This is a genomic window from Dokdonella aquatica (assembly GCF_051987395.1).
GTDB lineage: Bacteria > Pseudomonadota > Gammaproteobacteria > Xanthomonadales > Rhodanobacteraceae > Dokdonella.
This window is the reverse complement of the sequence record NZ_CP197094.1, coordinates 3450988-3474367: the sequence shown is the minus strand read 5'-3', so window position 1 is coordinate 3474367 and position 23380 is coordinate 3450988. Positions and strand designations below refer to the sequence as shown.

The following is a 23380-nucleotide window of genomic DNA, read 5'->3' as shown; positions in this document are numbered from 1 at the left end:
CCCGCGGCCGTCCCTCGGGGCCACCGCTCGTCCCACCTTGGCGCCACATCGTCCCCCGACGGTCGCGGTGTTGCGGGTTCGGCGCCACGCTGGCCCCCTGATTCCGAAGGAGATCCGCATGTCCCGCCGCCACGACCTCGACTGGGTACGCGTCTGCGCGTTCGGCCTGCTCGTGCTCTACCACGTGGGCATGTACTACGTGAGCTGGGACTGGCATGTGAAGAGCGCGGCCGCCGGCCCGACCCTCGAGCCGCTCATTATGTTCAGCGCGCCGTGGCGGCTGTCGCTGCTGTTCCTGGTCTCGGGCGTGGCCACCGCGTTCATGCTCGGCAAGGGCACCCAGGGCTTCATCGGCCCGCGCTCGTGGCGCCTGCTCGTGCCGCTCGTGTTCGGCATGCTCGTGATCGTGGTGCCGCAGGCCTATTACGAGCTGCTCGATTCACGCTACCCGGGCGGCTACCACGACGGCTACCTCGCGTTCTGGTGGCGCTACCTGAAGGCCGACGGCAGCTTCTGCGACGACGACGGCTGCCTGACCGTGCCGACCTGGAACCACCTGTGGTTCGTCGCCTACCTGTGGGTCTACACGCTCGTGCTGTGGATCGCCGTGCGCCTCGCCCCGCGCCTCATGGCGACGCTCTCGAACGCGGCAGGTCGACGCCTCGCCGGCCTCGCGATCCTCCTCGTGCCCGCGCTCTACCTCGCCCTCGTGCGGCTCGGGCTGGTCGGCATGTTCCCGTCCACGCACGCACTGTTCGGCGACGGGTACAACCACGCGCAGTACTTCCCCGTATTCCTGCTCGGTTACCTCGTCGCGCGCGCCGACGGCGTGTGGGAGCGCCTGCGCGCGGCGCGCTGGCCGTCGCTCGCGGTCGCCGTCGCCGCGCATCTCGGCATCGCCGTCTACTTCTCGGTCTACAGCGGCGACATCACGCCGCCCGAAGCACTGCGCAACGCGCAACGCCTGGTGTGGGGCATCGCCCAGTGGAGCGCGATCGCGGCGATCCTCGGTTTCGCGCGCCAGATCAACCCGCCCGACAGCCCTGCCCTGCGCTACCTCGCCGAGGCCGTGTTCCCGGTCTACATCCTCCACCAGACGCTCATCATCGTGTTCGCCTGGCACCTCAAGCCGCTCGGCATATCGCCCGTCATCGAAGGCCCGCTGCTCGTCGTCGCGACATTCGCCGCGTGCTTCGCAGCCTATGAGGTCATCCGCCGGATCGGCGTGTTGCGGCCGTTGTTCGGATTGAAGCGTCGCGTGCGCGAACGCGACGCTGGTGCGATCTGAGCTCGCCGCGCTGCACGGGATCGACAGCGGCCTCGTCTTTGCTACTCTCGTGGTGCTGCTCCGCGCAAGGCGGCGGCGTCGCGAAAGGCCAAGGGGGGCCTACCAGGATGCAATATCTTCCGCTCGTTCCGTTTGCCGTCATCGCCGTGATCGCGATCTGGCGCTTGACGAGAAGCAAAGGCAGCATGACCGGGGCGATGCTCGGCGGAAGCGTGAGGCGAAAGATCGGCGAGATTCCACTCGAGAAGCGCACGCTCTACTCCGAGGTCGTGCAGGTTCTCGACATGAAGTCGTACGATGGCCAGCGCTTCGTGGCACTCAATCTCGTGAGCAAGGCACCCGTCGCAATGAGGATGACGCCGATCCGCCTGAGCCGCTCGCAGGCTCAGGAACTCGTCGCGTTGCTGAGGCAGGCCAGCGGACTCGACCAGGACGCCACGTCGCGCATGCGCTGAGCGTGCGCAGGTGTGGGAACGCGGTTGGCCGCGACCCGGTTTCGAAGTACCTCGCGGCAAGGCACTCCGGACGTCGACGCTGGCGAGCAGGTCGCCACAAGTCGGGGGCCGCCACAAGCCTGGGGTCAGGTTCATTTGCCCGATGGGCCTCCGAGGCCTGCCGCGCGTCGAGGCAAATGAACCTGACCCCGACGAGGCAGACTCCAGTGCGCCGATCCGTTGCGCATCGTCGCGACATGCCTCGCGGCGTTCGCGCGCTCATCACGCAGCGCCCATGCAATGATCGAGACTGCAAAGCCTCCGCGACCTGCGCATGATCGTCGGGACCTGGAACGTCAACCATCGCGCCGGCAAGACGCGCTTCCGTCCGGAAGCCGCCGACGCGGTCGCCGCCATCGGCGCAGACATCCTCGTGATCACGGAGTTCTTTCCGCGCAACGCTGAAGCGGTGTTCCGCGAGGTGGTCGCGGCCGCCGGCTGGTGCCATCAACTTGCGTCAGGCGATGCGGATGGTCGCGCTAACCGCGTGCTCATCGCCTCGCGGGTTCCGCTCGAAGCGATCGATCCACGTGCACCCGCAATCGACGAGCATCTGCCGTCCAACGTGATCGCGGCGAGAATTCCCGATGCCGATGTCCTGCTGATCGGCCTGCGCGTGCCGTGGTACCGCGATGCGGCCTCCCGTGCAAAGGTCTGGAACTGGATCGAGACGAGGGCGAGCGAGCTCTCCTCGCAGCCATCCCTCCTCATTGGGGACTTCAATGTGCCGAGGGAATCCCTCTCCGTGCGCAGGATCCTCGACGCCGGGTGGACGCTCGCCGACGTTCGCGACGCGACATTCTTTGGACATCGCGGAACAACATCGACGATCGACCACATCTTCGCGACGCCAGATCTTCGAATGACCGAAGCACGAGCCCTCACACACGCCGGCCCGTTCGACCTCGCAGGTTCGCGCACCGCGCTGTCGGACCACGCGGTCGTGACCTGCTCGGTGACGAGGAAGACGCCCCGCCAGGTGTCGACACAGGGACCGTGACGATACCGACGGCGATGCGATCGCCCGTGTCGCCTTGAAATGCCACAGCGCGAACTGCAGACATCCGCGACCGCTCCGGGCGTCAACGCTGGCGAGCAGGCGCCACAAGCCGGGGTCAGGTTCATTTGCCCCGATGGCTGCCTCTGAGGCCAGCCGCACGTCAAGGGAAATGAACCTGACCCCGGCGCTGGATGCGTTTCGCGAGACCGGCCCCTCATCCGGCCCTTCGGACCCCCTTCTCCCGAAGGGAGAAGGGAAAGCGCCGTGAACCCCTACTCCGCCTCGAAATGCCTCACCACGAGCTGCAGCGATTCGCGGCCGTTCCAGGCGTTGACGTCGAGCGCGTAGACCGCGCGCAGGCGTGACGGTGGCGTCGCGCCGGGTTCGGCGTTGAACAGCATCGCCTCGACGGTCTCGGCGCGGCCTTCCATGCGCAGGCGCAGGCGCCAGTGGCGTTCGCCGACGAGGCGCCAGCCGTCGAGTTCGAAGTGGTTGTCGAACTGCGGCTCGGCGAAGCCCTGCCCCCACGGCCCGGCGTAGCGCAGTGCCTGCGCGAGGGCGAGATCGAGATCGTCGGGGCCGAGTTCGCCGTCGCTGAGCACGACAGGCTCGAACAGTTCGCGCGCCGAGCGTTCGCGCACGACGGCATCGAACGCGTCGGCGAACGCGTCGACCGACGCGCGCGGCATGCTCAGGCCGGCGGCCATCGCATGGCCGCCGAAGCGCGTGACGAGACCGGGATGGCGCGCATCGACCTCGGCGATCACGTCGCGCACGTGCACGCCGCGGATCGAACGCGCGGAGGCACGCACCTCGTCGCTGCCGTCCCCGGCCGGCGCGCACGCGACCACGGGACGGTGCAGGCGTTCCTTGAGCTTGGACGCGACGAGGCCGACGACGCCGGCGTGCCAGCCGTCGTCGAACAGCGTGAGGCCGAGTGGCAGCGCGGCATCGCCTCGCTCGGCGAGCCAGCGTGCGACGAGCGCCTCGCCGTCCTCGACCATGCTGGTCTGCAGTTCGCGGCGCTCGTCGTTGATCGACGACAGGCGCTGCGCGAGCTCGCGCGCGACGTGCGCATCGTCGGCGAGCAGGCATTCGATGCCGAGGGCCATGTCCTCGAGGCGGCCGGCCGCGTTGATGCGCGGGCCGAGCGCATAGCCGAGATCGGACGGCACGAGCCGCGCGACGTCGCGCCCGGACGCCTCGACGAGGGCGAGCACGCCCGCGCAGGCCCGCCGCGCGCGCATGCGGCGCAGGCCCGCGTCGACGAGCACGCGGTTGTTGAAATCGAGCGGCACGAGATCGGCGACCGTGCCGAGCGCGACGAGATCGAGCAGGGTCGACAGGTCGGGCTCCGCACGCTGCGCGAACGCGCCGTCGCCGCGCAGCTTCGCGCGCAGCGCGAGCAGCAGGTAGAACACGACGCCGACGCCGGCCAGCGCCTTGCTCGGGAACGCATCGCCCTCGAGGTTCGGATTGACGATCGCGTCGGCGTCGGGAAGCGCCGGACCCGGCAGGTGGTGATCGGTCACGAGCACGGCGATGCCGCGCGCGCGCGCCGCGGCGACGCCGGCGAGGCTCGCGACACCGTTGTCGACCGTGACGATGAGGTCCGGCGAGGGATCGATCAGCGTGCCGACCAGCGCAGGCGTCAGGCCGTAACCGTGCAGGAAGCGGTTCGGCACGCGGTAGTCGACGTGGCGCGCGCCGAGCATGCGCAGGCCACGCACGGCGACGGCCGTGCCGGTCGCGCCGTCGCAGTCGAAATCGCCGACCACGACGATGCGTGCGTCGCGCGCGATCGCGTCGGCAAGCAGCGTGCACGCGGCATCGAGGCCACCGAGCAGATGCGGCGCGGCCATGCCCGCGAGCGCGTGATGCACCTCGCGTGCGTCGCAGACGCCGCGCGCGGCGTAAACGCGGCGCAGGACCGGATGCACGTCGTCGGGCCAGGCTCCGCCGACGTCGGCCGGAACCTCGCGACGCCGGATCGCGACGGGCGTCATGCGCGCAGCGGTGTCACGCGGCGCCAGAGGCGCCAGCGATGCGCACGACGCAGCTGCACGCGTTCGCCCGATTCGAACACGAGATCGAGCGCATCGAGATCGCCCGCGTCGAGGCGCTGCGCGAGTGCCTGCAAGGTCTGCTCGAGCGCGATACCACGCGAGGTGGCGAGATCGACGAGCACGCGGCCTTCACCGGCGTCCTCGAAGGCACGCGCGGGATTACCGTCGACGACGCCCGCACCGGCGAGCCGTGCAAGTGTCGCGAGCGCGGGATCGGGTGTCGCGACACGCGCAACATCGCCGCGCACGGCTTCGGGCAAGCTACCCGCACCCCAGAACCACAGCGCGTTGACCGCGACCGCGCCGCGCCGCGCGCGTGCGGCATTGGCCGAATGGTTGTGCAGGACGACCTGCACCTCGTTGAACAGCACGCGCCAGCGCTTGCCGGCCGCGCCGGCGGGAAGATGCAGCTTGAGGTCGTCGCCGATCGCCTCGTCCGGATCGGCCGCGTCGACGAGTTCGCTGCCCGGCAGCGCGCGCAGGTACCAGCGATCGGCACGCGGCGTGTCGAACAGCAGACCGCTGTCGCCGAACAGGGGCTTGAGCTCGCGTGCGATCGCGTCGGCTTCCTCGTCCGTGAGGCCGAGCGCACCGCAGGCGAGCATGCGTGCCGTCGTCATGTCGGCGCGCACGTGGGCGGGATCGGCACGCAGCCACGCGGCACCGGCCGCATCGCCGACATCGGCCTCGCGGGTCAGCGCCGCGGTCGGCAGGCCACGACCGATCCACGTGAACGTGCCGCGCACGGCGGCTTCGCGTCCCGGGCTCGCGGGCGCAGCGACGTCACCACGCGCGAACGCACGCGCGAGCACGCCCTGCGCGACCTCGTCGGAGGCCACGCAGCGCGGCAATGCAGGAAGCAGGATCGTGGCGGTGCGCATCGCGCCCGGCGCCGGATCAGTCGACGTAGCGGACGCCGGTGATCTCGTAGTTGCGCGTGCCGTTCGGCGCCTGGAACTCGAACGAGTCGCCCTCGTTCTTGCCGATGAGCGCACGCGCGAACGGCGACGACACCGAGATCAGGCGCTGCTTGATGTCGGCTTCGAGGTCGCCGACGATCTGGTAGGTCACTTCCTCGCCGCTGTCCTCGTCGGCAAGGTCGACCGTCGCGCCGAACACGATGCGCTTGCCGGCCGACAGCTTGCTGATGTCGATCACGTCGGCGTAGCTCAGCGCACCCTCGAGTTCGTTGATGCGGCCTTCGGTGAAGCCCTGCATCTCGCGTGCGGCGTGGTACTCGGCGTTCTCCTTGAGGTCGCCGTGCGCGCGCGCTTCGGCGATCGCCTGGATGATGCGCGGGCGCTCGACGGACTTCAGGCGATCCAGTTCGGCGCGCAGTCGGTCGGCGCCTTTCTGGGTCATGGGAGCTCGGTTCATGCGTTCAATTCCCTGTGCAGTTCCTGCAGGCTGTGCACCTCGCCGCTGTCGCGGAAATCGAGCGAGTGCAGCAGAGCCCTGGCACCGGAGATGGTAGTCGAATAGGTCACGCGCTGCTGCAGCGCCTCGCGGCGGATCGAGAACGAATCGGAGATCGCCTGCTTGCCTTCGGTCGTGTTGACGATGAAGACGATCTCGCGGTTCTTGATCAGGTCGACGACGTGCGGGCGGCCCTCGAGCACCTTGTTGATGCGCTCGCAGACCACGCCGTGCTCGCCGAGGAACGTCGCCGTACCGCTCGAGGCGACGAGGCTAAAACCGCGACGCAGGAGGTCCTGCGCGATCGGCAGCAGGCGCTGCTTGTCGGAATCACGCACCGACAGGAACGCCTTGCCGACGACCGGCGCGGCGATGCCGGCGGCTTCGTGCGCACGCGCGAACGCGGCGCCGAAATTGCGGCCCACGCCCATGACCTCGCCGGTCGAGCGCATCTCGGGACCGAGGATCGGATCGACGTTCTGGAACTTCAGGAACGGGAAGATCGCTTCCTTGACCGAGTAGTAGTCCGGCACGAGTTCGCGCGTCGCGTCCTGCGCGGCGAGCGAGCGCCCGACCATGCAGCGCGCGGCGATCTTGGCCAGCGGCACGCCGGTGGCCTTGGACACGAATGGCACCGTGCGCGACGCGCGCGGATTGACCTCGAGCACGAAGATCGAATCGCCCTGGATCGCGAACTGCGTGTTCATGAGGCCGACCACCTTGAGCTCGCGCGCCATGCGCGCGACCTGGTCGCGCAGCCGATCCTGCAGCTCGGCACTCAGCGAGAACGGCGGCAGCGAGCACGACGAGTCGCCCGAGTGCACGCCGGCTTCCTCGATGTGCTCCATGACGCCACCGATCAGCACGCCGCCATCGGCATCGGCGACGATGTCGACATCGACCTCGATCGCGTGGTCGAGGAAGCGGTCGAGCAGCACCGGCGAGTCGTTGGACACGCGCACCGCGTCGCGGATGTAGCGCGACAGGTCGGCGTCGTCGTGCACGACTTCCATCGCGCGGCCGCCGAGCACGTAGCTCGGGCGCACGACGAGCGGGTAGCCGATCTCGCGCGCCAGCGCGAGCGCCTCGTCGGCGTTGCGCGCGGTGCGGTTCGGCGGCTGCTCGAGGCCGAGCTTCTGGATCATCTTCTGGAAGCGCTCGCGGTCCTCGGCGAGGTCGATCGAGTCGGGCGAGGTGCCGATGATCGGCGCGCCGGCCGCTTCGAGCGCACGCGCGAGCTTGAGCGGGGTCTGCCCGCCGTACTGCACGATGACGCCCTTCGGCTTTTCCTTGTCGATGATCTCGAGCACGTCCTCGAGCGTGAGCGGCTCGAAGTACAGGCGATCGGAGGTGTCGTAGTCGGTGGAGACCGTCTCCGGGTTGCAGTTGACCATGATGGTCTCGAACCCGTCCTCGCGCAGCGCGAGTGCCGCGTGCACGCAGCAGTAGTCGAACTCGATGCCCTGGCCGATGCGGTTCGGACCGCCGCCGAGCACGATGATCTTGTCGCGGTCGGTCGGCTCCGCCTCGCAGGTCTCCTCGTACGTCGAGTACAGGTACGCGGTGGTCGTGGCGAACTCGGCCGCGCACGAGTCGACGCGCTTGTAGACCGGACGCACGTTGAACGCGCGGCGCAGCGCACGCACGGCGTTCTCGTCGGTGCCGAGCAGTTCGGCGAGGCGCGAATCGGAGAAGCCCTTGCGCTTGAGCGTGTGCATGCGCGCCGCATCGATCGCGGGCAGGCCCTGCGCACGCACGACGCCCTCGGTCGCGATCAGGTCCTCGATCTGGACGAGGAACCACGGATCGACTCGGGTCAGCGCGAACACGTGGTCACGCGAGAAGCCCGCGCGGAACGCGTCGCCGATGTGGAAGATGCGCTCCGGACCGGGCTCGCGCAGTTCGCGGCGCAGCGTGGCGAGCGCCTCGTCGCTGGTCGCGTCGCCGAGCGGGCTGAGGCCGTTCTTGCCGGTCTCGAGGCCACGCAGCGCCTTCTGCAGCGATTCCTGGAACGTGCGGCCGATCGCCATGACCTCGCCGACCGACTTCATCTGCGTGGTCAGGCGCGCGTCGGCCGCCGGGAACTTCTCGAACGCGAAGCGCGGGATCTTGGTGACGACGTAGTCGATCGCGGGCTCGAACGAGGCCGGCGTGAGGCCGCCCGTGATCTCGTTGCGCAGCTCGTCGAGCGTGTAGCCGACCGCGAGCTTGGCCGCGACCTTGGCGATCGGGAAGCCGGTCGCCTTCGAGGCTAGCGCCGACGAACGCGACACGCGCGGATTCATCTCGATGACGACGACGCGGCCGTCCTCGGCGTTGATGCCGAACTGCACGTTGGAGCCGCCGGTGTCGACGCCGATCTTGCGCAGCACCGCGATCGAGGCGTCACGCAGACGCTGGTATTCCTTGTCGGTGAGCGTCTGCGCCGGCGCGACCGTGATGCTGTCGCCCGTGTGCACGCCCATCGGGTCGAAGTTCTCGATCGAACACACGATGATGCAGTTGTCCGCGGTGTCGCGGACCACTTCCATCTCGAACTCCTTCCAGCCGAGCACGGACTCCTCGACGAGGACCTCGTGCACGGGCGAAAGCTCGAGGCCGCGCTTGACGATCTCCTCGAATTCCTCGCGGTTGTAGGCGATGCCGCCACCCGAGCCGCCGAGCGTGAAGCTCGGGCGGATGATCGTCGGGTAGCCAACCTTGGCCTGCGCCTCGATGGCCTGCTCGAACGTGCGCACGACCTCGGCCTTCGGGCACTCCAGGCCGATCTCGGCCATCGCGACGCGGAACAGCTCGCGGTCCTCGGCCATGCGGATGGCCTCGCGCTTGGCACCGATCAGCTCGACGCCGTACTTCTCGAGCACGCCGTGGTCGGCGAGGTCGAGCGCGCAGTTGAGCGCGGTCTGGCCGCCCATCGTGGGCAGCAGCGCGTCGGGCTTCTCCTTGGCGATGATCTTCTCGACCGTCTGCCAGGTGATCGGCTCGATGTAGACCGCGTCGGCGGTCTCCGGGTCGGTCATGATCGTCGCCGGGTTCGAGTTCACCAGGACGACGCGGTAACCCTCCTGCTTGAGCGCCTTGCAGGCCTGCGCGCCGGAGTAGTCGAACTCGCAGGCCTGCCCGATGACGATCGGGCCGGCGCCGAGGATCAGGACGGTCTTGAGGTCAGTTCTTCTTGGCACCGGGCTTGGCTTCCAGCGAGGTCTTGTCGGTCGGGAACAACGGATCGGCGGCGGGCACGACGACGAACACGGCGCGCACGTTCTTGCGCGGCATCGAGAGTTCGTAGCCGCCGTTCTCGACGCGCAGGGCGAGGCCGACGTTGGTGTAGCGCACGAGCGTGCCCGTGCGCGTGGTGTTGTTGACGGTGTGGATCACGACACGCGAGCCGACCTGCTTCTCGAGCGCCTCGTACGGCGTCTCGCGTTGCTGGGGCTGCGGCGCGGCTTCCTTGGCCGGCGGTGCCGCGGAGGCCGACGCGGCGAACGCGACGGCGAACACGGCGGAGAGGATCGACGACGGGGTCCGGTACGGAATCATCTGCCTTACGCCGCGGCGACCGCGTGCGCCTCCATGAGGTGGATGAAGCGGTCGAACAGGCCGGCCACGTCGTGCGGGCCGGGGCTCGCTTCCGGATGACCCTGGAAGCCGAAAGCGGGAACGTCGGTCAGCTCGATGCCCTGCAGCGAGCCGTCGAACAGCGAACGGTGCGTCGCGCGAACGTTCGCGGGCAGCGTGGCCTCGTCGACCGCGAAGCCGTGGTTCTGGCTCGAGATCATGACGCGGCCCGTGGCGATGTCGATGACCGGATGGTTCGCACCGTGGTGACCGAACTTCATCTTGATCGTGGTCGCGCCGGCGGCGAGGCCGAGCAGCTGGTGGCCGAGGCAGATGCCGAACACCGGCACGCGTGCGGCGAGGAAGGCGCGGATCGCGGCGATCGCGTAATCGCAGGGCTGCGGATCACCCGGGCCGTTGGACAGGAACACGCCGTCGGGCGACAGCGCGAGCACGTCCTCGGCCGGCGTCTGCGCCGGAACGAGCGTGACCTTGCAGCCGCGGTCGACGAGCATGCGCAGGATGTTGCGCTTGACGCCGAAGTCGTAGGCGACCACGTGGAAGCGCGTCGACGGCGTCGTGAACGTCGCGGCGTCGAGATCGTACGAGCCCTCGTTCCACGCTTCGCGTGCGGTGATCGAGACGACCTTGGCCAGATCCATGCCGGCCAGGCCCGGGAACGCGCGTGCCGCGGCGAGCGCGGCCTCGGCCTTCGCATCGGGACCCGCGACGATGCAGCCGGACTGCGCGCCCGTGTCGCGCAGGATGCGCGTGAGGCGACGCGTGTCGATATCGGCGATCGCGACGACGCCGTTGCGGCGCAGGTAGGCGTCGAGCGCCTCCTCGCTGCGCCAGTTGCTCGCGAGCAGCGGCAGGTCGCGGATCACGAGGCCGGCCGCGTGCACGGCGGTCGACTCGGCATCCGCCGCGTTGCAGCCGGTGTTGCCGATGTGCGGATACGTCAGCGTGACGATCTGTCGCGAGTACGACGGATCGGTGAGGATTTCCTGGTAACCGGTCATCGCCGTGTTGAAGACGACTTCGCCGGTGCTGCTGCCGTCGGCGCCGATCGACTGCCCGTGGAAGAGGCTGCCGTCGGCGAGCGCGAGGATGGCTGGATGGGTCATGCGTTCGCCTGCGTGGAGGCCCTGGTCGATCGGCGCCGGGCTGGCGCGGATGCGACGAAACCCGCGGTCCGTGCGAGGCCGGTCCGTGGATTCGGGCGTAGAAATGGGGTCAAGGCGAGACGGAATGATAGGCGGATGAGCGGGCACTGTCCACCCGCACGGCCGTCCGAATGCCTGCGCAAGATGCCGCACGTGCGGCCGTCCGAACCGCTAGAATCGCGCCTTTCACCCCTCCGAACCGGAACGCGGCCATGGGCATCCTCAGCATCGACGGCCTCGCCCGCGGGGACACCGTCCTGCGGCGCGAACCTTTTGCCTTCCTCGTCGCCACGCAGCAGCTGCCCGACACCGAACGCGCGGCGCTCGCGCGTGATTTCCCGCGCTACGGCAACGCGGGGTTCTTTCCGCACGAAGCCGGCGACTGCGGCCCCTCGGTCAATGCGCTCATCGACGAACTCGTCTCGCCTGCGTTCGCCGACGCGGTCGGCGAACGCCTCGGTATCGCCGGCCTCGGTGCACGCCCGTCGCTGGTGACGATCTGCCAGTCGCTCAACCGTCGCCACGGCACGATCCACACCGACAGCCGCTCGAAGATCGCCACCGCCCTGCTCTACCTCAATGAGGACTGGCCCGACACGAGCGCGGGCTGCCTGCGTTTCCTCGCCCGCCAGGACAGCATCGACGACCTCGTGTCGCCCGAGGTGCGACCCGTCTACGGCACCTTCGTCGCGTTCGGCCGTGCCGACAACTCGTTCCACGGCCATCTGCCGTTCGAAGGCGAGCGCCGCGTGATCCAGGTCGCCTGGCTCACCAGCGAGGACGAGAAGCTGCGCAAGACCAAGCGCGGCAAGTTCTCGCGCCTGTTCAAGAAGCTGTTCGGTGCGATCGACCGACGCATCGGCGCGAAGCGTCGCGACGACGCCGCCCATCTGGACTGAACCCGGGAGATCCCGTCATGGACCTGCGCTTCGCCATTCCGCTGCTCGCGCTCGCGCTGTGCGCCCTGCCCGTGCACGCGCGCCAGGGCGAGCGCCCGCCGTCGCTCGCGGGAGCCGCCAAGTCGATCGCCGTGCCGGCGCGCATCATGCTGCCCGCGATCGACGCCGCCGTGCTGCGCGGCGAGGCGGACGCTAAGGCGACGCGCGACGGCATGCCCGACAAGCGCCTCGCGATCGCGCTCGGCCACGACGTGATGATCGACGCGCGCGTCGACGGCGCATGGCAGGTGCTCGACGACGGCACGCGGCTGTGGCGCGTCGACGTGCAGGTGCCCGGCGCGACCGACCTGCACCTCGGCTTTGCGCGCTACGCCTTGCCGCCCGGCGCGGCGTTGTGGGTGACCGGCAGCGGTGGCCACTACGAAGGTCCTTACACGGCCGACGACGGTGCACCGTTGTGGGTACCTATGGTGCCGGGCGACCTCGCGAGCGTGGAGCTGCGCGTGCCCGCCTCGGAAGGTGGTGCGCCCGACCTCGTGCTGACCCACGTCGACGCCGGATTCCGCGACCTGTTCAAGGTGGCGAAGGCGAATCCGACCGGCTCGGGCGCCTGCAACATCAACGTCGCCTGCCCGCTCGGCGATCCCTATCCGGACGAAAAGCGTGCACTCGCCTACTACGAGTTCCGCGGCAGCGACGGCCTCGGCTACATCTGCACCGGAACGCTGCTCAACACCGTGCCGGGCAATCGCCGCAACCTCGTGCTGACCGCCGCGCACTGCATGTCGACCGCGGCCGAAGTCGCCTCGATGCGCGTGTACTGGAATTACCGCTCGACGCAGTGCTCGCCGACGACCGGCTGGTCACTCGCGCAGAACCAGACCGGCGCGACGCTGCGTGCGACGCGCGCCGACGCCGATTTCACGCTCGTCGAGCTCACCCAGGCACCCGACCCCGCGTGGAACGTCTACTACGCGGGCTGGGACGCGGGCGGCGTGGCGCCGTCGTCGAGCATCGGCCTGCATCATCCGCGCGGCGACGTCGCCAAGGTCACGCGCTCGGCCAATCCGCCGCGCACGACGAACAACTGCATCAATACCGGCGGCACGAGCGCGAACACGCACTGGCTGGCCGGACCTTATGCGCAAGGCACCACCGAAGGCGGTTCGTCTGGTTCGGGGCTGTGGATCCCGGCCGGCGACGGCAGCGGGCGCGGCAAGCGCCTCATCGGCATGCTGTCGGGCGGTACGGCGACGTGCAGCATGTCCGCGCCGACGCAGCCCGATACCGGCATCGACTGCTACGGCAAGCTGTCGGCCGCGTGGGACGGCACCTCACCGGCCGTGCGCCTGCGCGACTGGCTCGACCCTGCGGGCACGAACACGCGCACCGTCGCCGGACTCGCTGCGACGGTGCCGGTGACGTTGCCGGCCGGCCTCGTGCCGCGCACCACCGCCCAGCGACAGGCCGCTTCGGCGCGGGCATCCGGAGCACCGCGCGTCTCGCCGCCGCGTCCGTTCGATCCACGCACGCGGCCCTGACGCACTGGCGCACGCCGCTCCTCGATACGCAGGTCGCGGTGCGTGTCGGGCGGGCCGCACGCGCCTCAGTCGCGCGTCAGGCCCAGCACGTCGTCCATCGTGTAACGCCCCGCCGGCTTGCCGGCGAGCCAGCGCGCGGCCGCGAGCGCACCGTGCGCGAAGACGTCACGGTTGGTCGCGCGGTGCACGAGCTCGAGGCGCTCTGACTCGCCCGCGAACCACACCGCGTGCTCGCCGACGACATCGCCGCCACGCAACGCGGCGTAACCGATCTGGCCGTCAACACGCACGCCGTTGCGATCGATCGGTGCCGCTTCGGCACCATTGCGCGCACGCGACACGCGCTCGCCTAGCAGCAACGCGGTGCCCGAAGGCGCGTCTCGCTTGTGCCGGTGGTGCGCCTCGAGGATCTCGCAATCCCATACACCAAGCAGCTTCGCCGCCTGCGCGGACAGGTGCGCAAGCACGGCGACACCGAGGCTGAAGTTCGCGGCGAGCAGGACCGGGATCGAGGCCGCGGCCTCGTCGAGCGCGGTATGCGAAGCCTCGTCGAGGCCCGTGGAGCCGCTCACGAATGCATAGCCACGCGAGCGCGCCAACGCGAGCGCGGCATCGAACGCTCCGGGTCCGGCGACATCGAGGATGACGCCGGCGGCGTCACGCTCATCGAGCGTGGCGCGATACGCGAGGTCAGGCGCGACAGCGCCGAGCGTCGCGGCGAGTGGCTGACCTTCGAGTGGGGAACCTGCGCGCACGAGCGCCGACGTGACCTGCACCGCGGGCATGCCCGCGGCGAGGCGCAGGATGGCCTGGCCCATGCGTCCGCCGGCACCGTGGACGACAAGGGCGATACGCTCGCTCATGCGGGAATCCGTGCAATCCGAAGAATCCGCATGATCGGCCACGCCTCCCGTTTCGTCCATCGCGGTGCGCGATGCGCGCCTCTTCCGACTCGCACGCCGCAGACGTGACGACCTTGCGGCCGAATGCGCGCAATGGATTCCGCCCGCGCTTACCGGCGTGCGATCGAAGCCATACCGTGGTGATGCGACAACGCGGGTCACGGCGGAATCACCTGCGGCGGTTCCGCCCTGCTCGTGGCCACGAAGAGCATTCGAAACGCAGGCATGCAAGAGCGCGCGCATCACCTCACTCGCAGCGCCCGAGCCCGTCGAGCAACGTGGCGAGGCGCGTGCCGCGTCCGGGGCCGAAGGCCCACTCGCCACCGTAGACGATGTCGTCGAGCGTCCATGCCGCATCGGCGGACGCACGCACGAGTTCGTAGGTGTCGCTCCAGCGCACGACGTCGGCCGAGCTCTCGTCGCCGTATCGGAAGCGCATCGTGACGCGGGCCGTGTTGCCCTCGATCCCGGCGTCCCCGGCATCGAACGCCTGCGCGCCTTCGAACAGGCTCGAGAACAGGTCGCCCTCGATCAGGGGCGGTTTGTCGGTCGGATGCAAGCTGATGCACTCGGCCTGGATCGCACGCGCCGCATCGAATCGCGCGAGCAGTTTCGGACTCAGCCAAGGCGCGAGGCGTTGCTGCTGCGCAGGCTCGGGCAGTCCGCTCGCACCCGATGCGACGTAGGCACGGTAGAACGCTTCGGCACGCGTCGCAGGCGAGGATTCCGCCGCCCCGAGGGCGACGCCTGCCAAGCCCACGACCACCAGCCCGAGCACCCCGGTGAACCGCATCGCGGACTCCCTGCAAAAAAAACTTGCATCGCCGGGTGTACGTACGTACATTCGTACGCCATGAACCTCGACGACCTGACTGCCAACCAACGCCGCGTGCTGGAGCATATCCGCGATTACGCCGCCGAGCACGGCCGTCCGCCGACGCTGCGCGAAATCGCCGAAGCCCTGGGCTTCGCACGGCACAGCTCCGCACAGGACTACGTCGAGGCGCTCGTGCGCAAGGGCGCACTCGAACGCTCGCCGCATCGCGGCCTGCGCCTGCCTTCCCGCTCGCGGGGGCCGGCGGTGACCATGCTTCCCCTCGTCGGGCGCGTCGCCGCCGGCTCCCCGATCCTCGCCACCGAGAACATCGAAGGCGAGTTCGGCATCGATGCGAGCTTGTTTCGTCCGCGGCCGGATTACTTCCTGCGCGTCGTCGGCCTCAGCATGCGCGACGCCGGCATCCTCGACGGCGACTTCATCGCCGTGCACCGCACGAACACCGCCGACGACGGTCGCATCGTCGTCGCGCGCATCGACGAGGACGTCACCGTCAAGACCCTCGAACGCCGCCAGGGCCGCATCCGCCTGCTGCCGGCGAATCCCGATTTCGCCCCGATCGACGTCGACCCCGAGCGCACCCCGTTCGCGATCGAAGGCCTCTACGTCGGCATGATCCGGAGAACCTGAGCATGGCCGCCGTCCTGACTTCGCCGTTCATGGCGTCCCCTGCACGTCCCTCGGGACTCGGCGACGTCCTGCGCCATCCGGGCGTCTGGCGCGCCGGCAGCGCCTCGCGGGCCGATCTGCGCACGCAGCCGACCGGCAACGACGCGCTCGATGCGCGCCTCCCGGGCGGCGGACTGCCGCTCGGTGCGCTGACCGAGATCCTCGTCGACCACGACGGCATCGGCGAGCTCGAGCTCGTCATGCCCGCACTCGCCGCGATGACGCGCGCACGCCGTCGCGTCGCGATGATCGCGCCGCCGTACATTCCCTACGCCCCCGCCCTAGCTGCGGCCGGGGTCGACCTCGACCACGTCGTGCGCATCGATGCCGGCACGGCCGATTCGCACTGGAGCGCCGAGCAATGCCTGCGCGCGGGCTGCTGCGCCGCCGTGCTGCACTGGCTGCCTCAGGTCGATTACCGCCAGCTGCGCCGCCTGCAGCTCGCCGCCGAAAGCAGTGACGCGCTCGCGATCCTGTTCCGCCCGCTGCACGCCCAGGAACAGTCCAGCCCGGCCGCACTTCGCCTGCGTGTTTCGGCTTCTTCGTCAGGCACTTGCGTCGATATCCTCAAGTGCCGTGGCGATTTCGGTACGACACGCCGCGAGCCGATCGCACTGCGCGCCTGAGCCACGACGCCGACACGCTGCGGCTTCCCGCGCCATTCACGAAGCACTCCGATCACGGTGGAATCGCCTGCGGCGGTTCCACCCTACGCGCGAAGCGCTGCAACGCCGCGAGTGTGATCACGCGCTCGTGCAGGACCGAACCCGCGCAGCGGATTTCGTTCCACTCACATCGCCCCTGCAAGCAAAAACCCCGTCGCCCCGGCGCAGGCCGGGGGCCCAGTGCCTTTCGATGCCACTTGGGCGTGAATGCGAAACTCGGAATGTGAGCCTGCGCTGCATCGCGGGACGGGGACCATCCGATTTGCTCCACAGACAGGCGCTGGGCCCCGGCCTGCGCCGGGGCGGCGTGTCCCATGGCTCGACACCACCGTAGGTTGATGGATCTCGAACGGCGCACCCATCGCCCCAAGGCGTGCGCTTGCGCAGGGCTCAGACAAAACGGCATCGACCCGTTTCCGGCGTGCAATCCGAACGCCCTACCCACTTCACCTCAGCATCGCGGACGAGACGGAAAGGGTTCCCTCCGCCTGCGTCACCACGCAGCAACGCCAGCTCGAAAGAGCCTGATGAGAGTCATGAAGAATGCGATGAATCAATGACCTGCGTCGACATGCTCATGCAAGCATGTCACCCGGGACCATCGCATGACAGACGACTATCGGGAACGCTCGGGCAGGACACCGCAGCTCCAGACCGAGCAGCCATCGGTCCGCCTGCCTTCGCAGCCGCCTTGCTTACTTGCGCAACACCACCATGCCACCCCGCCAGCGCTTGGCGACGAGCATGAGCCAGCCCATGCCGCCCCAGCGCACGAGGTCGGACAGCCAGTCCGGCAGGCGTGCGAGCACCGGCATCTCGTACTGGATCATCGCGAGCATCTTGGGCGTCGGGTAGACGCGCGCGCCACGGAAGCCGATCGCGCGGGCCATGCGCACGATGTCGCGGGGCGGCATGTCGCGCTCGGTGACGCCGAACATGTCGACCGCGATCCTGGAGTGTTCGGCCTCGGCATGGCCGACGCCGGGTTCGATCGTGACGAGCACACCGCCGGGCTTGAGCGCCTTGTACACGCCAGCGAGCGCGGCGTGCGGATCCTCGGCGTGGTGCAAGGCGTCGTAGAACACGGCCGCGTCGAACGTGTCGGTGAAGCCGAGGGACTCGTAGTCGCAGACCGTAAACGCGAGGTTGTCCACGCCGGCCGCGGCACGGTTGGCTTCGGCCAGCGCGATCATGTCGGGGGCGATGTCCTGGCCGGTCACGTCGTAGCCGCGCCGCGCGAAGAACACGCTGGTCCAGCCGCTTCCGCAGCCCAGATCGAGCAGGCGCGCCGGCGCGGGCGGCAGCACCATGAACACGCCACCGAGGTCGGCCAGCATGCGTCCGCAGTCGGCATCGGAGAACGGCTTGCCCTGTGCATGCGCCGCGCCGCCCTCGCCGATGCGCGCGACGTAGTCGATCTCGCCTTGCTTCGCCATGCCTTGCCGGAACCTCAGGCGCGCTGCACGTAGCGGCGCGCGACGTAGTCCTCGACGACGCCGACGAAATCCTGCGCGATCGTGTCGCCGCGCAAGGTCATCGCCTTCTGGCCGTCGATGAACACCGGGGCCGCGGGACTCTCGCCCGTACCGGGCAGCGAGATGCCGATGTCGGCGTGCTTGGACTCGCCGGGGCCGTTGACGATGCAGCCCATGACCGCGAGGGTCATGTTCTCGACGCCGTCGTACTTGAGGCGCCACTCGGGCATCTTCGCGCGCACGTGGTCCTGCACGGTGCGCGCGAGTTCCTGGAACAGCGTGCTCGTCGTGCGGCCGCAGCCCGGGCACGCGGTGACCATCGGCGTGAACGCACGCAAGCCCATGGTCTGCAGCAGCTCCTGGGCGACGACGACTTCGCGCGTGCGCGATTCACCCGGCTCGGGCGTCAGCGAGATGCGGATCGTGTCGCCGATGCCTTCCTGCAGCAGCACCGCGAGCGCGGCACTCGAGGCGACGATGCCCTTGGAGCCCATGCCGGCTTCGGTCAGGCCCAGGTGCAGCGCGTAGTCGCAGCGCGCGGCGAGGTCGCGGTAGACCGAAATGAGGCCTTGCACGCCCGACACCTTGCACGACAGCACGATGCGCGAACGGTCCATGCCGAGTTCCTCGGCACGCTGCGCTGAATCGAGCGCGGAGCGGATCAGCGCCTCCTGGGCGACGCGTGCGGCGTCCCAGGGCTCGGTGCGTGCGTTGTTCTCGTCCATCATCGCCGCGATCATCGACGGATCGAGCGAACCCCAGTTGACGCCGATGCGCACGGGCTTGTCGTGGCGCAACGCGGTCTCGATGATCGTCGAGAACTGGATGTCCTTCTTCTTGCCGAAGCCGACATTGCCCGGGTTGATGCGGTACTTGGCCAGCGCCTCGGCGGCGGCCGGCTCGTCGGCCAGCAGCTGATGGCCGTTGTAATGGAAATCGCCGATCAGCGGCACGCTCGAACCCATCATCGCGAGCCGGTCGCGGATACGCGGCACCGCGGCGGCGGCCTCGGCCGTGTTGACGGTCAGGCGCACGAGTTCGGAGCCGGCGCGCGCGAGTTCGGCGACCTGCTTCGTCGTCGCGACGATGTCGGCGGTGTCGGTGTTGGTCATCGACTGCACGACGACCGGGGCCGCGCCGCCGACGAGGGTCGGACCGATGCGGACGCCGACGCTGCCGCGACGCGGGACGATGCCAGGAGTGGGAGACGTCATGCTCGGGGACGGCGCACGAGGCGCCCGCAGGAAGGATGGTGATCGGACATGGCGCCGTGCCGGTGCCGGACCTGCCAAGGATACCCGGCGCGGCCGCGACTGCCCACCGCCCTCAGATCGCCGCGGCGCGCGCGTGCAGCGATTCGCCGTCGTCCGCAGCCGGCGATTCGTCGGCGAGGTCGATGCCGGCGAGCGCGAACTGCAGGTAGGCACCGGCCGATTCCTGCAGGCTCACCTCCTCGGCCTCGACGACGCAGGCCGAGGACAGCCAGCGGTTCGGATCGGCCGGCAGCGTCAGCTCGATCGATGCCGGCTCGCGCTCGAACAGGCCCGGCACGAGCAGCGACGTGTACGGCGCATCCTCGTCGGCACGCATCGGCACGAGCAGCAGGCCGCGCGACTCGCCGCCACGCAGGTTGCCGCCGTCGTCGACGGCACAGGCGCCGACCGGCAGCGATCGACGCGCGAGCAGGCCGATGCCGGCGTCGACGCGACTCTCGTCGTCGATGCGCATCCAGCGGATCACGCCGACCATCCAGTCCGAGATGACGCCCTGCGCGTCGGCGACCGCGAGGCCGACAAGTTCGCCCACCTTGGCGCGCACCGTCTCGCCGGGCCCTCCCCGCTCCCACAGCACTCGATACCCGCCGAGACCCTGGTCGATGACCTTGGCCTGCATGCGCTGGGCGCGCGTCTGCTCGGACGAGGCGGCCCAAGTCGCCGCGCCGTCGCGATCCGACACGCTGATCGCGGTGCCGCGCACCTGGCGCATGAAACTGTCGAAATCCTCGTTGCCGGCGAGCACGAAGTGCAGGTCCTGCAGGCCGAGCACGCTCTGCAACGCATAGCCACCCGGCAGGCGCGCGTGCTCGCGCTGGCCGTCCGAGGTCCAGCCGTCGACGAGGCGGCGCACGAGGTCGGCATCGCCCTGGACGGCCGAGCCGCCACGGACGCGGAACGACACCACGCGTACGCTCGATGGCAGGTGTGCGAGTTGTTCGTCGATGATGCGCAACAGCGCACCGAGGTCGATCGTCAGCACGCCGTCGCTCACGGCCGTGCGCTCCTCGGGCAGATAGCCCGGACCGCGATCGGCCTCGCAGTCGACAGGATGCTGGCCGATGCCGTCGCTGCCGCCCTTGCGGATCACCGCATGCGGTGAGAACGCGCGCGTCAGCGCGATCAGTTCGAGCAGCTCGCGCTGGGTGAAACGGTACGGATTGGCGAGCGCGAGCAGCATCGCGTGCGCATAGATCTCGCGTGCACTGGCGGGGCCGTTGGCCTGGTCGTCGATCGCGCGGTCGTCGAGGCCCAGTGCGGCTGCGAAGCGGTAGACGTCGTGCAACGCCTTCCAGGCGCCGACCGGCGGCGTCCGATAGAGAAGATAGGCCTTGTGCAGGCGTGCGCCGGCGTGGTGCAGCGCGCGTGCGGCACACAAAGCGACGGCCTTGCCCTTGAGCAGCGGCACGGTGCCGTTCGGCGCGCAGAAGTCGTACAGCGCCATGCGGTAGCCGGTGGCGAGCTCGGACTGGAACTCCTGGGCGAGGATGCCGAGTTCGGCGCGCTGCGGCGGCAGCGGGAAGCTCGTGCCGACGATCTGCTTGTCGACGAGGCCGGCAAGCTGGTTGACCGGCGCGCGCAGGATCTCGAGCGCGTCGAGGCGCTCCGATGCGCCGACGCGCTGGCCGTTCATCGAGCGCAGCGCATCGACGAGCAGGCGCGCTGTCGCGGCGAAATTGGCGAGCGGCAACGCCGCGACCCAGGCGCGCACGGCACGGGTCTCGGTCGCGAACGCGGCGCCGCGCGGGGCATGGCGTTCGGGCAGGTCGTGCAGCAGCCGACGATGCAGGTCGCTCATGGTGGCGTTCCTTTCATGCGGTCCAGTCTAGGCCAGTCCGATGCCCGTTGTCGCAGCACGATCCGCGCCAACGGTTCGCGACGCGCCACGGGAACGCCCGGACGCGATCGGTCATGGCGCAGGAGGGCGTGCGGTCGTCTCATGCGGTCCTGCCCAGCGCTGCGGCGACGAGCCGTGCCTCGAGGCGTTCGCGCCACGAGGCCGGCGTCGCGAGTCCCATGCGCGCGAGCGCGGCCGGCTCGTCCGGGACATGCCCCAGCAAGGCACCGGCGAGCTTCAGCCAGCCTCCCGGACCTTTCGAATGCAGGCGCAGCCACTGCAACGCGGCGAGCAGGCGCAGCTCGAGTGCATCGAAATCGCTGCCGAACGGATACGCCGGCAGGAGGCCTCGCCGGCTTGCGTCAGCGAGGCGTCCGGACAGCGCCGACGGCGTATTGGCGCGCCAGCCATCCGGAACCTGGAAATCCTTCGGCAGCTTGCCGGCCGCGACGGCCTCGGCGACGAGCCCGTCGATGAACCGTGCGTCGCAGATCGCGAGCATCGCCTCGATGCAGTCGCGGTCGCTGCGCCCGCGCAGGTCGGCGACGCCATACTCGGTCACGAACACGTCGCGCAGGTGGCGCGGGATCGTCACCTGCCCGCCTGCCCAGCGCAGGTTCGAGGTCGTGCGGCCGTCGACCTCGCGGGTCGCGCGCAGCATGAGCACCGAGCAGGCGCCGTCGAGCTCGTGGGCCATCGCGACGAAGTTGTACTGCCCGCCGACGCCGCTGACCACGCGACCATCGTCGAGCGTGTCGGAGACGGCCGCGCCGAGCAGGCTGGCCATCATGCAGGTGTTGAAGAAGCGCGCGTCGCGGCGCTGCACGGCAGCCAGTGCCTCGTGCCCGCGGCGCAGCCGGTTGATGTGCGAGATGCGGCCCATCGCGAGGCCTTCGTGGTCCTCGCCGTCGAGCGCCGCGAGCCAGGCGTAGAGCTCGGCCGAACCGAGGTAGAACGCACCCTGCAGATAGCGCCCGCCGCGCAGGCGCCGGCCACGGATTGCGCGGTCGAAGGCCTCGCGCTGCGCGGCGTCGCCGAGGTCGACGCGTTCGTCGTGGCCGTCGGGCCACAGGCCCAGCGCATCGAGCCGCGCCATCGCGACTCGGTCGGGCCGCTGCGGCAGCACGCCGGCCTCGACGAGACGCTGCGTGTCACCTTCGCGCACGATGGTGCCGACGATGCCCGCGTCGAGCGCGCGTTGCAGGGCGAGATCGTCGAACACGAGGCGACGCAGGATGCCGGCGCGGCGCAGATGCATGAAACCGTCCATGACCATCTCGCTCGAGCCGTTAAGGCCGAGCTCGAACGGCGCGACGCCGCCGTGGCGGCCGATGTGCGCCGGCGTCGGCCCGCCGAGGCCGGCGATCAGGCGCAGGTAGTCAGCGTTGCGCGCATGGCGCAGGCGCAGGCCTTCGACGAGCGCGTCGGACAGTGCACCGATGCCGATCTGCAGCGTGCCGCCATCGCGCACGAGCGTGCTCGCGTGCAGGCCTATCGCATATTCCGCATCGTCGACGTCCTCGCGCGGCAACGCGAACAGGGGTTGATCGTGCCCGGGCTCGTCGAGCAGCAGGTCGAACAGGTCGCCGGCGACCTCGGCATCGCCACCGAGGAACGGCAGGCCGCGGTGCACGACGCCGACGACCAGCGGGCGCTCGCCGCCGGCTTGCTCGATCGCATCGAGCAGGTCCAGCGTGACGTCGGGGTTGCTGCTGAGGCTGTAGCGCGCCGCAGCGCCCTCGCCGCGCTGCGCGACGAGTTGCACGATCGCGTGGATGCCTGCGTCGGCGAGATCACGCGCGACGAACGTGTAGTTGAGGCTCGCGTAGTCGGCCTGTGCGCGCGGTGCGCGCAGCATCGCGCCGGACTGGAAGTAGAACTCCTGCACGCGGATGTTCGGCGGCAGCGTACCCGCGCGCATCGCGGCCACGTAGTCGAGGTGGGGATAATCGGCGCCGAAATGGCGCGCGAGGAACGGCCCGGCGAAACGCTTCTCGAGGCCCGCCGACGGTCGCGGCACCGACAGCGACAACGCCGTGCAGAGGGTCAGGCTTCGTGAGGCATCGTCGGCTATGCGCTTGTAGATCGCGTTGAGCAGCCGGTTCGGCTTGCCGAGCCCGAGCGGCGCGGCGAGGACGAGATCGCGCCCACCCCGCGCGAGCACGCGCTCGACGCAGGTGGCGAGGTCGCCGCTCCGTTCGCCCATCTCGTGTCCCCCGATCCTGTCCGCCGATGAACCTACCCGCCCCGGCCTGAACGCCACCGCGCGCGCCGGCACGCTTTGGGGCATGATCC

The 23380-nt window shown here is 69.6% G+C and carries 19 protein-coding genes; 7 read left to right on the top strand and 12 right to left on the bottom strand.

The window, feature by feature from the left end; translation table 11 throughout:
• The first annotated feature begins 118 nt into the window (after positions 1-118).
• The 3 genes from ACQQ2N_RS15450 to ACQQ2N_RS15440 all read left to right on the top strand — a co-directional run bounded on the left by ACQQ2N_RS15450 (position 119) and on the right by ACQQ2N_RS15440 (position 2782).
• Complete coding sequence (locus tag ACQQ2N_RS15450) at positions 119-1288, top strand: acyltransferase family protein (protein ID WP_440222469.1); 1170 nt, start codon at positions 119-121, stop codon at positions 1286-1288.
• Between the two features lie 146 nt (positions 1289-1434).
• Positions 1435-1743 carry a hypothetical protein gene (locus ACQQ2N_RS15445; RefSeq protein WP_440222468.1) on the top strand — a complete coding sequence of 103 codons (309 nt, stop codon included), beginning with the start codon at positions 1435-1437 and terminating at the stop codon, positions 1741-1743.
• 313 nt (positions 1744-2056) lie between these two features.
• On the top strand, positions 2057-2782 hold the full coding sequence (locus ACQQ2N_RS15440; protein WP_440222467.1) for an endonuclease/exonuclease/phosphatase family protein: 726 nt from the start codon (positions 2057-2059) through the stop codon (positions 2780-2782).
• 272 nt (positions 2783-3054) lie between these two features.
• Here ACQQ2N_RS15440 and recJ read toward each other — a convergent pair whose 3' ends face one another.
• The 6 genes from recJ to carA are packed head-to-tail and all read right to left on the bottom strand — an operon-like array spanning position 3055 to position 10949.
• Positions 3055-4788 carry a single-stranded-DNA-specific exonuclease RecJ gene (gene recJ / locus ACQQ2N_RS15435; RefSeq protein ID WP_440222466.1) on the bottom strand — a complete coding sequence of 578 codons (1734 nt, stop codon included), beginning with the start codon at positions 4786-4788 and terminating at the stop codon, positions 3055-3057.
• On the bottom strand, positions 4785-5729 hold the full coding sequence (locus tag ACQQ2N_RS15430) for a phosphoglycerate mutase (protein WP_440222465.1): 945 nt from the start codon (positions 5727-5729) through the stop codon (positions 4785-4787). The genes recJ and ACQQ2N_RS15430 overlap by 4 nt, the downstream gene beginning before the upstream one ends.
• Positions 5730-5745: 16 nt before the next feature.
• Complete coding sequence (gene greA, locus ACQQ2N_RS15425; RefSeq protein ID WP_440222464.1) at positions 5746-6225, bottom strand: transcription elongation factor GreA; 480 nt, start codon at positions 6223-6225, stop codon at positions 5746-5748.
• The gene (gene carB / locus ACQQ2N_RS15420) at positions 6222-9446 is read right to left on the bottom strand and encodes a carbamoyl-phosphate synthase large subunit (protein WP_440222463.1); all 3225 of its coding nucleotides are present in this window, start codon (positions 9444-9446) and stop codon (positions 6222-6224) included. Before carB ends, greA begins: the two co-directional genes overlap by 4 nt.
• Entirely contained in the window at positions 9430-9804 is a 375-nt protein-coding gene (locus tag ACQQ2N_RS15415) for a hypothetical protein (RefSeq protein WP_440222462.1), read from the bottom strand. Before ACQQ2N_RS15415 ends, carB begins: the two co-directional genes overlap by 17 nt.
• Before the next feature lie 5 nt (positions 9805-9809).
• A complete protein-coding gene (gene carA, locus ACQQ2N_RS15410) occupies positions 9810-10949 on the bottom strand; it encodes a glutamine-hydrolyzing carbamoyl-phosphate synthase small subunit (RefSeq protein WP_440222461.1) in 1140 nt (379 codons plus the stop codon).
• 251 nt (positions 10950-11200) lie between these two features.
• Between carA and ACQQ2N_RS15405 the strand changes: the two genes are divergently transcribed.
• Entirely contained in the window at positions 11201-11887 is a 687-nt protein-coding gene (locus ACQQ2N_RS15405; protein ID WP_440222460.1) for a 2OG-Fe(II) oxygenase, read from the top strand.
• A gap of 17 nt (positions 11888-11904) precedes the next feature.
• Entirely contained in the window at positions 11905-13428 is a 1524-nt protein-coding gene (locus ACQQ2N_RS15400) for a trypsin-like serine peptidase (protein WP_440222459.1), read from the top strand.
• A 65-nt stretch (positions 13429-13493) separates the two neighbouring features.
• Here ACQQ2N_RS15400 and dapB read toward each other — a convergent pair whose 3' ends face one another.
• On the bottom strand, positions 13494-14291 hold the full coding sequence (gene dapB, locus ACQQ2N_RS15395) for a 4-hydroxy-tetrahydrodipicolinate reductase (protein ID WP_440222458.1): 798 nt from the start codon (positions 14289-14291) through the stop codon (positions 13494-13496).
• A gap of 286 nt (positions 14292-14577) precedes the next feature.
• The gene (locus ACQQ2N_RS15390; protein ID WP_440222457.1) at positions 14578-15123 is read right to left on the bottom strand and encodes a hypothetical protein; all 546 of its coding nucleotides are present in this window, start codon (positions 15121-15123) and stop codon (positions 14578-14580) included.
• A 60-nt stretch (positions 15124-15183) separates the two neighbouring features.
• Here ACQQ2N_RS15390 and lexA point away from each other — a divergent pair, with 60 nt between their 5' ends.
• Together lexA and imuA are read left to right on the top strand one after the other, a co-directional pair.
• A complete protein-coding gene (gene lexA, locus ACQQ2N_RS15385) occupies positions 15184-15795 on the top strand; it encodes a transcriptional repressor LexA (protein WP_440222456.1) in 612 nt (203 codons plus the stop codon).
• A 2-nt stretch (positions 15796-15797) separates the two neighbouring features.
• Positions 15798-16460 (top strand): translesion DNA synthesis-associated protein ImuA, encoded by a 663-nt coding sequence (gene imuA / locus ACQQ2N_RS15380; RefSeq protein WP_440222455.1) that lies wholly within the window; start codon positions 15798-15800, stop codon positions 16458-16460.
• Positions 16461-17194: 734 nt separating this feature from the next.
• Here the strand turns inward: imuA and ACQQ2N_RS15375 are convergent.
• The 4 genes from ACQQ2N_RS15375 to ACQQ2N_RS15360 all read right to left on the bottom strand — a co-directional run bounded on the left by ACQQ2N_RS15375 (position 17195) and on the right by ACQQ2N_RS15360 (position 23291).
• Positions 17195-17935 carry a class I SAM-dependent methyltransferase gene (locus ACQQ2N_RS15375; protein ID WP_440222454.1) on the bottom strand — a complete coding sequence of 247 codons (741 nt, stop codon included), beginning with the start codon at positions 17933-17935 and terminating at the stop codon, positions 17195-17197.
• Positions 17936-17949: 14 nt separating this feature from the next.
• On the bottom strand, positions 17950-19188 hold the full coding sequence (ispG, locus tag ACQQ2N_RS15370; RefSeq protein ID WP_440222453.1) for a flavodoxin-dependent (E)-4-hydroxy-3-methylbut-2-enyl-diphosphate synthase: 1239 nt from the start codon (positions 19186-19188) through the stop codon (positions 17950-17952).
• A 112-nt stretch (positions 19189-19300) separates the two neighbouring features.
• On the bottom strand, positions 19301-21046 hold the full coding sequence (locus ACQQ2N_RS15365; RefSeq protein ID WP_440222452.1) for a hypothetical protein: 1746 nt from the start codon (positions 21044-21046) through the stop codon (positions 19301-19303).
• Between the two features lie 139 nt (positions 21047-21185).
• On the bottom strand, positions 21186-23291 hold the full coding sequence (locus ACQQ2N_RS15360; RefSeq protein ID WP_440222451.1) for an acetyl-CoA hydrolase/transferase C-terminal domain-containing protein: 2106 nt from the start codon (positions 23289-23291) through the stop codon (positions 21186-21188).
• Positions 23292-23380 lie beyond the last annotated feature (89 nt).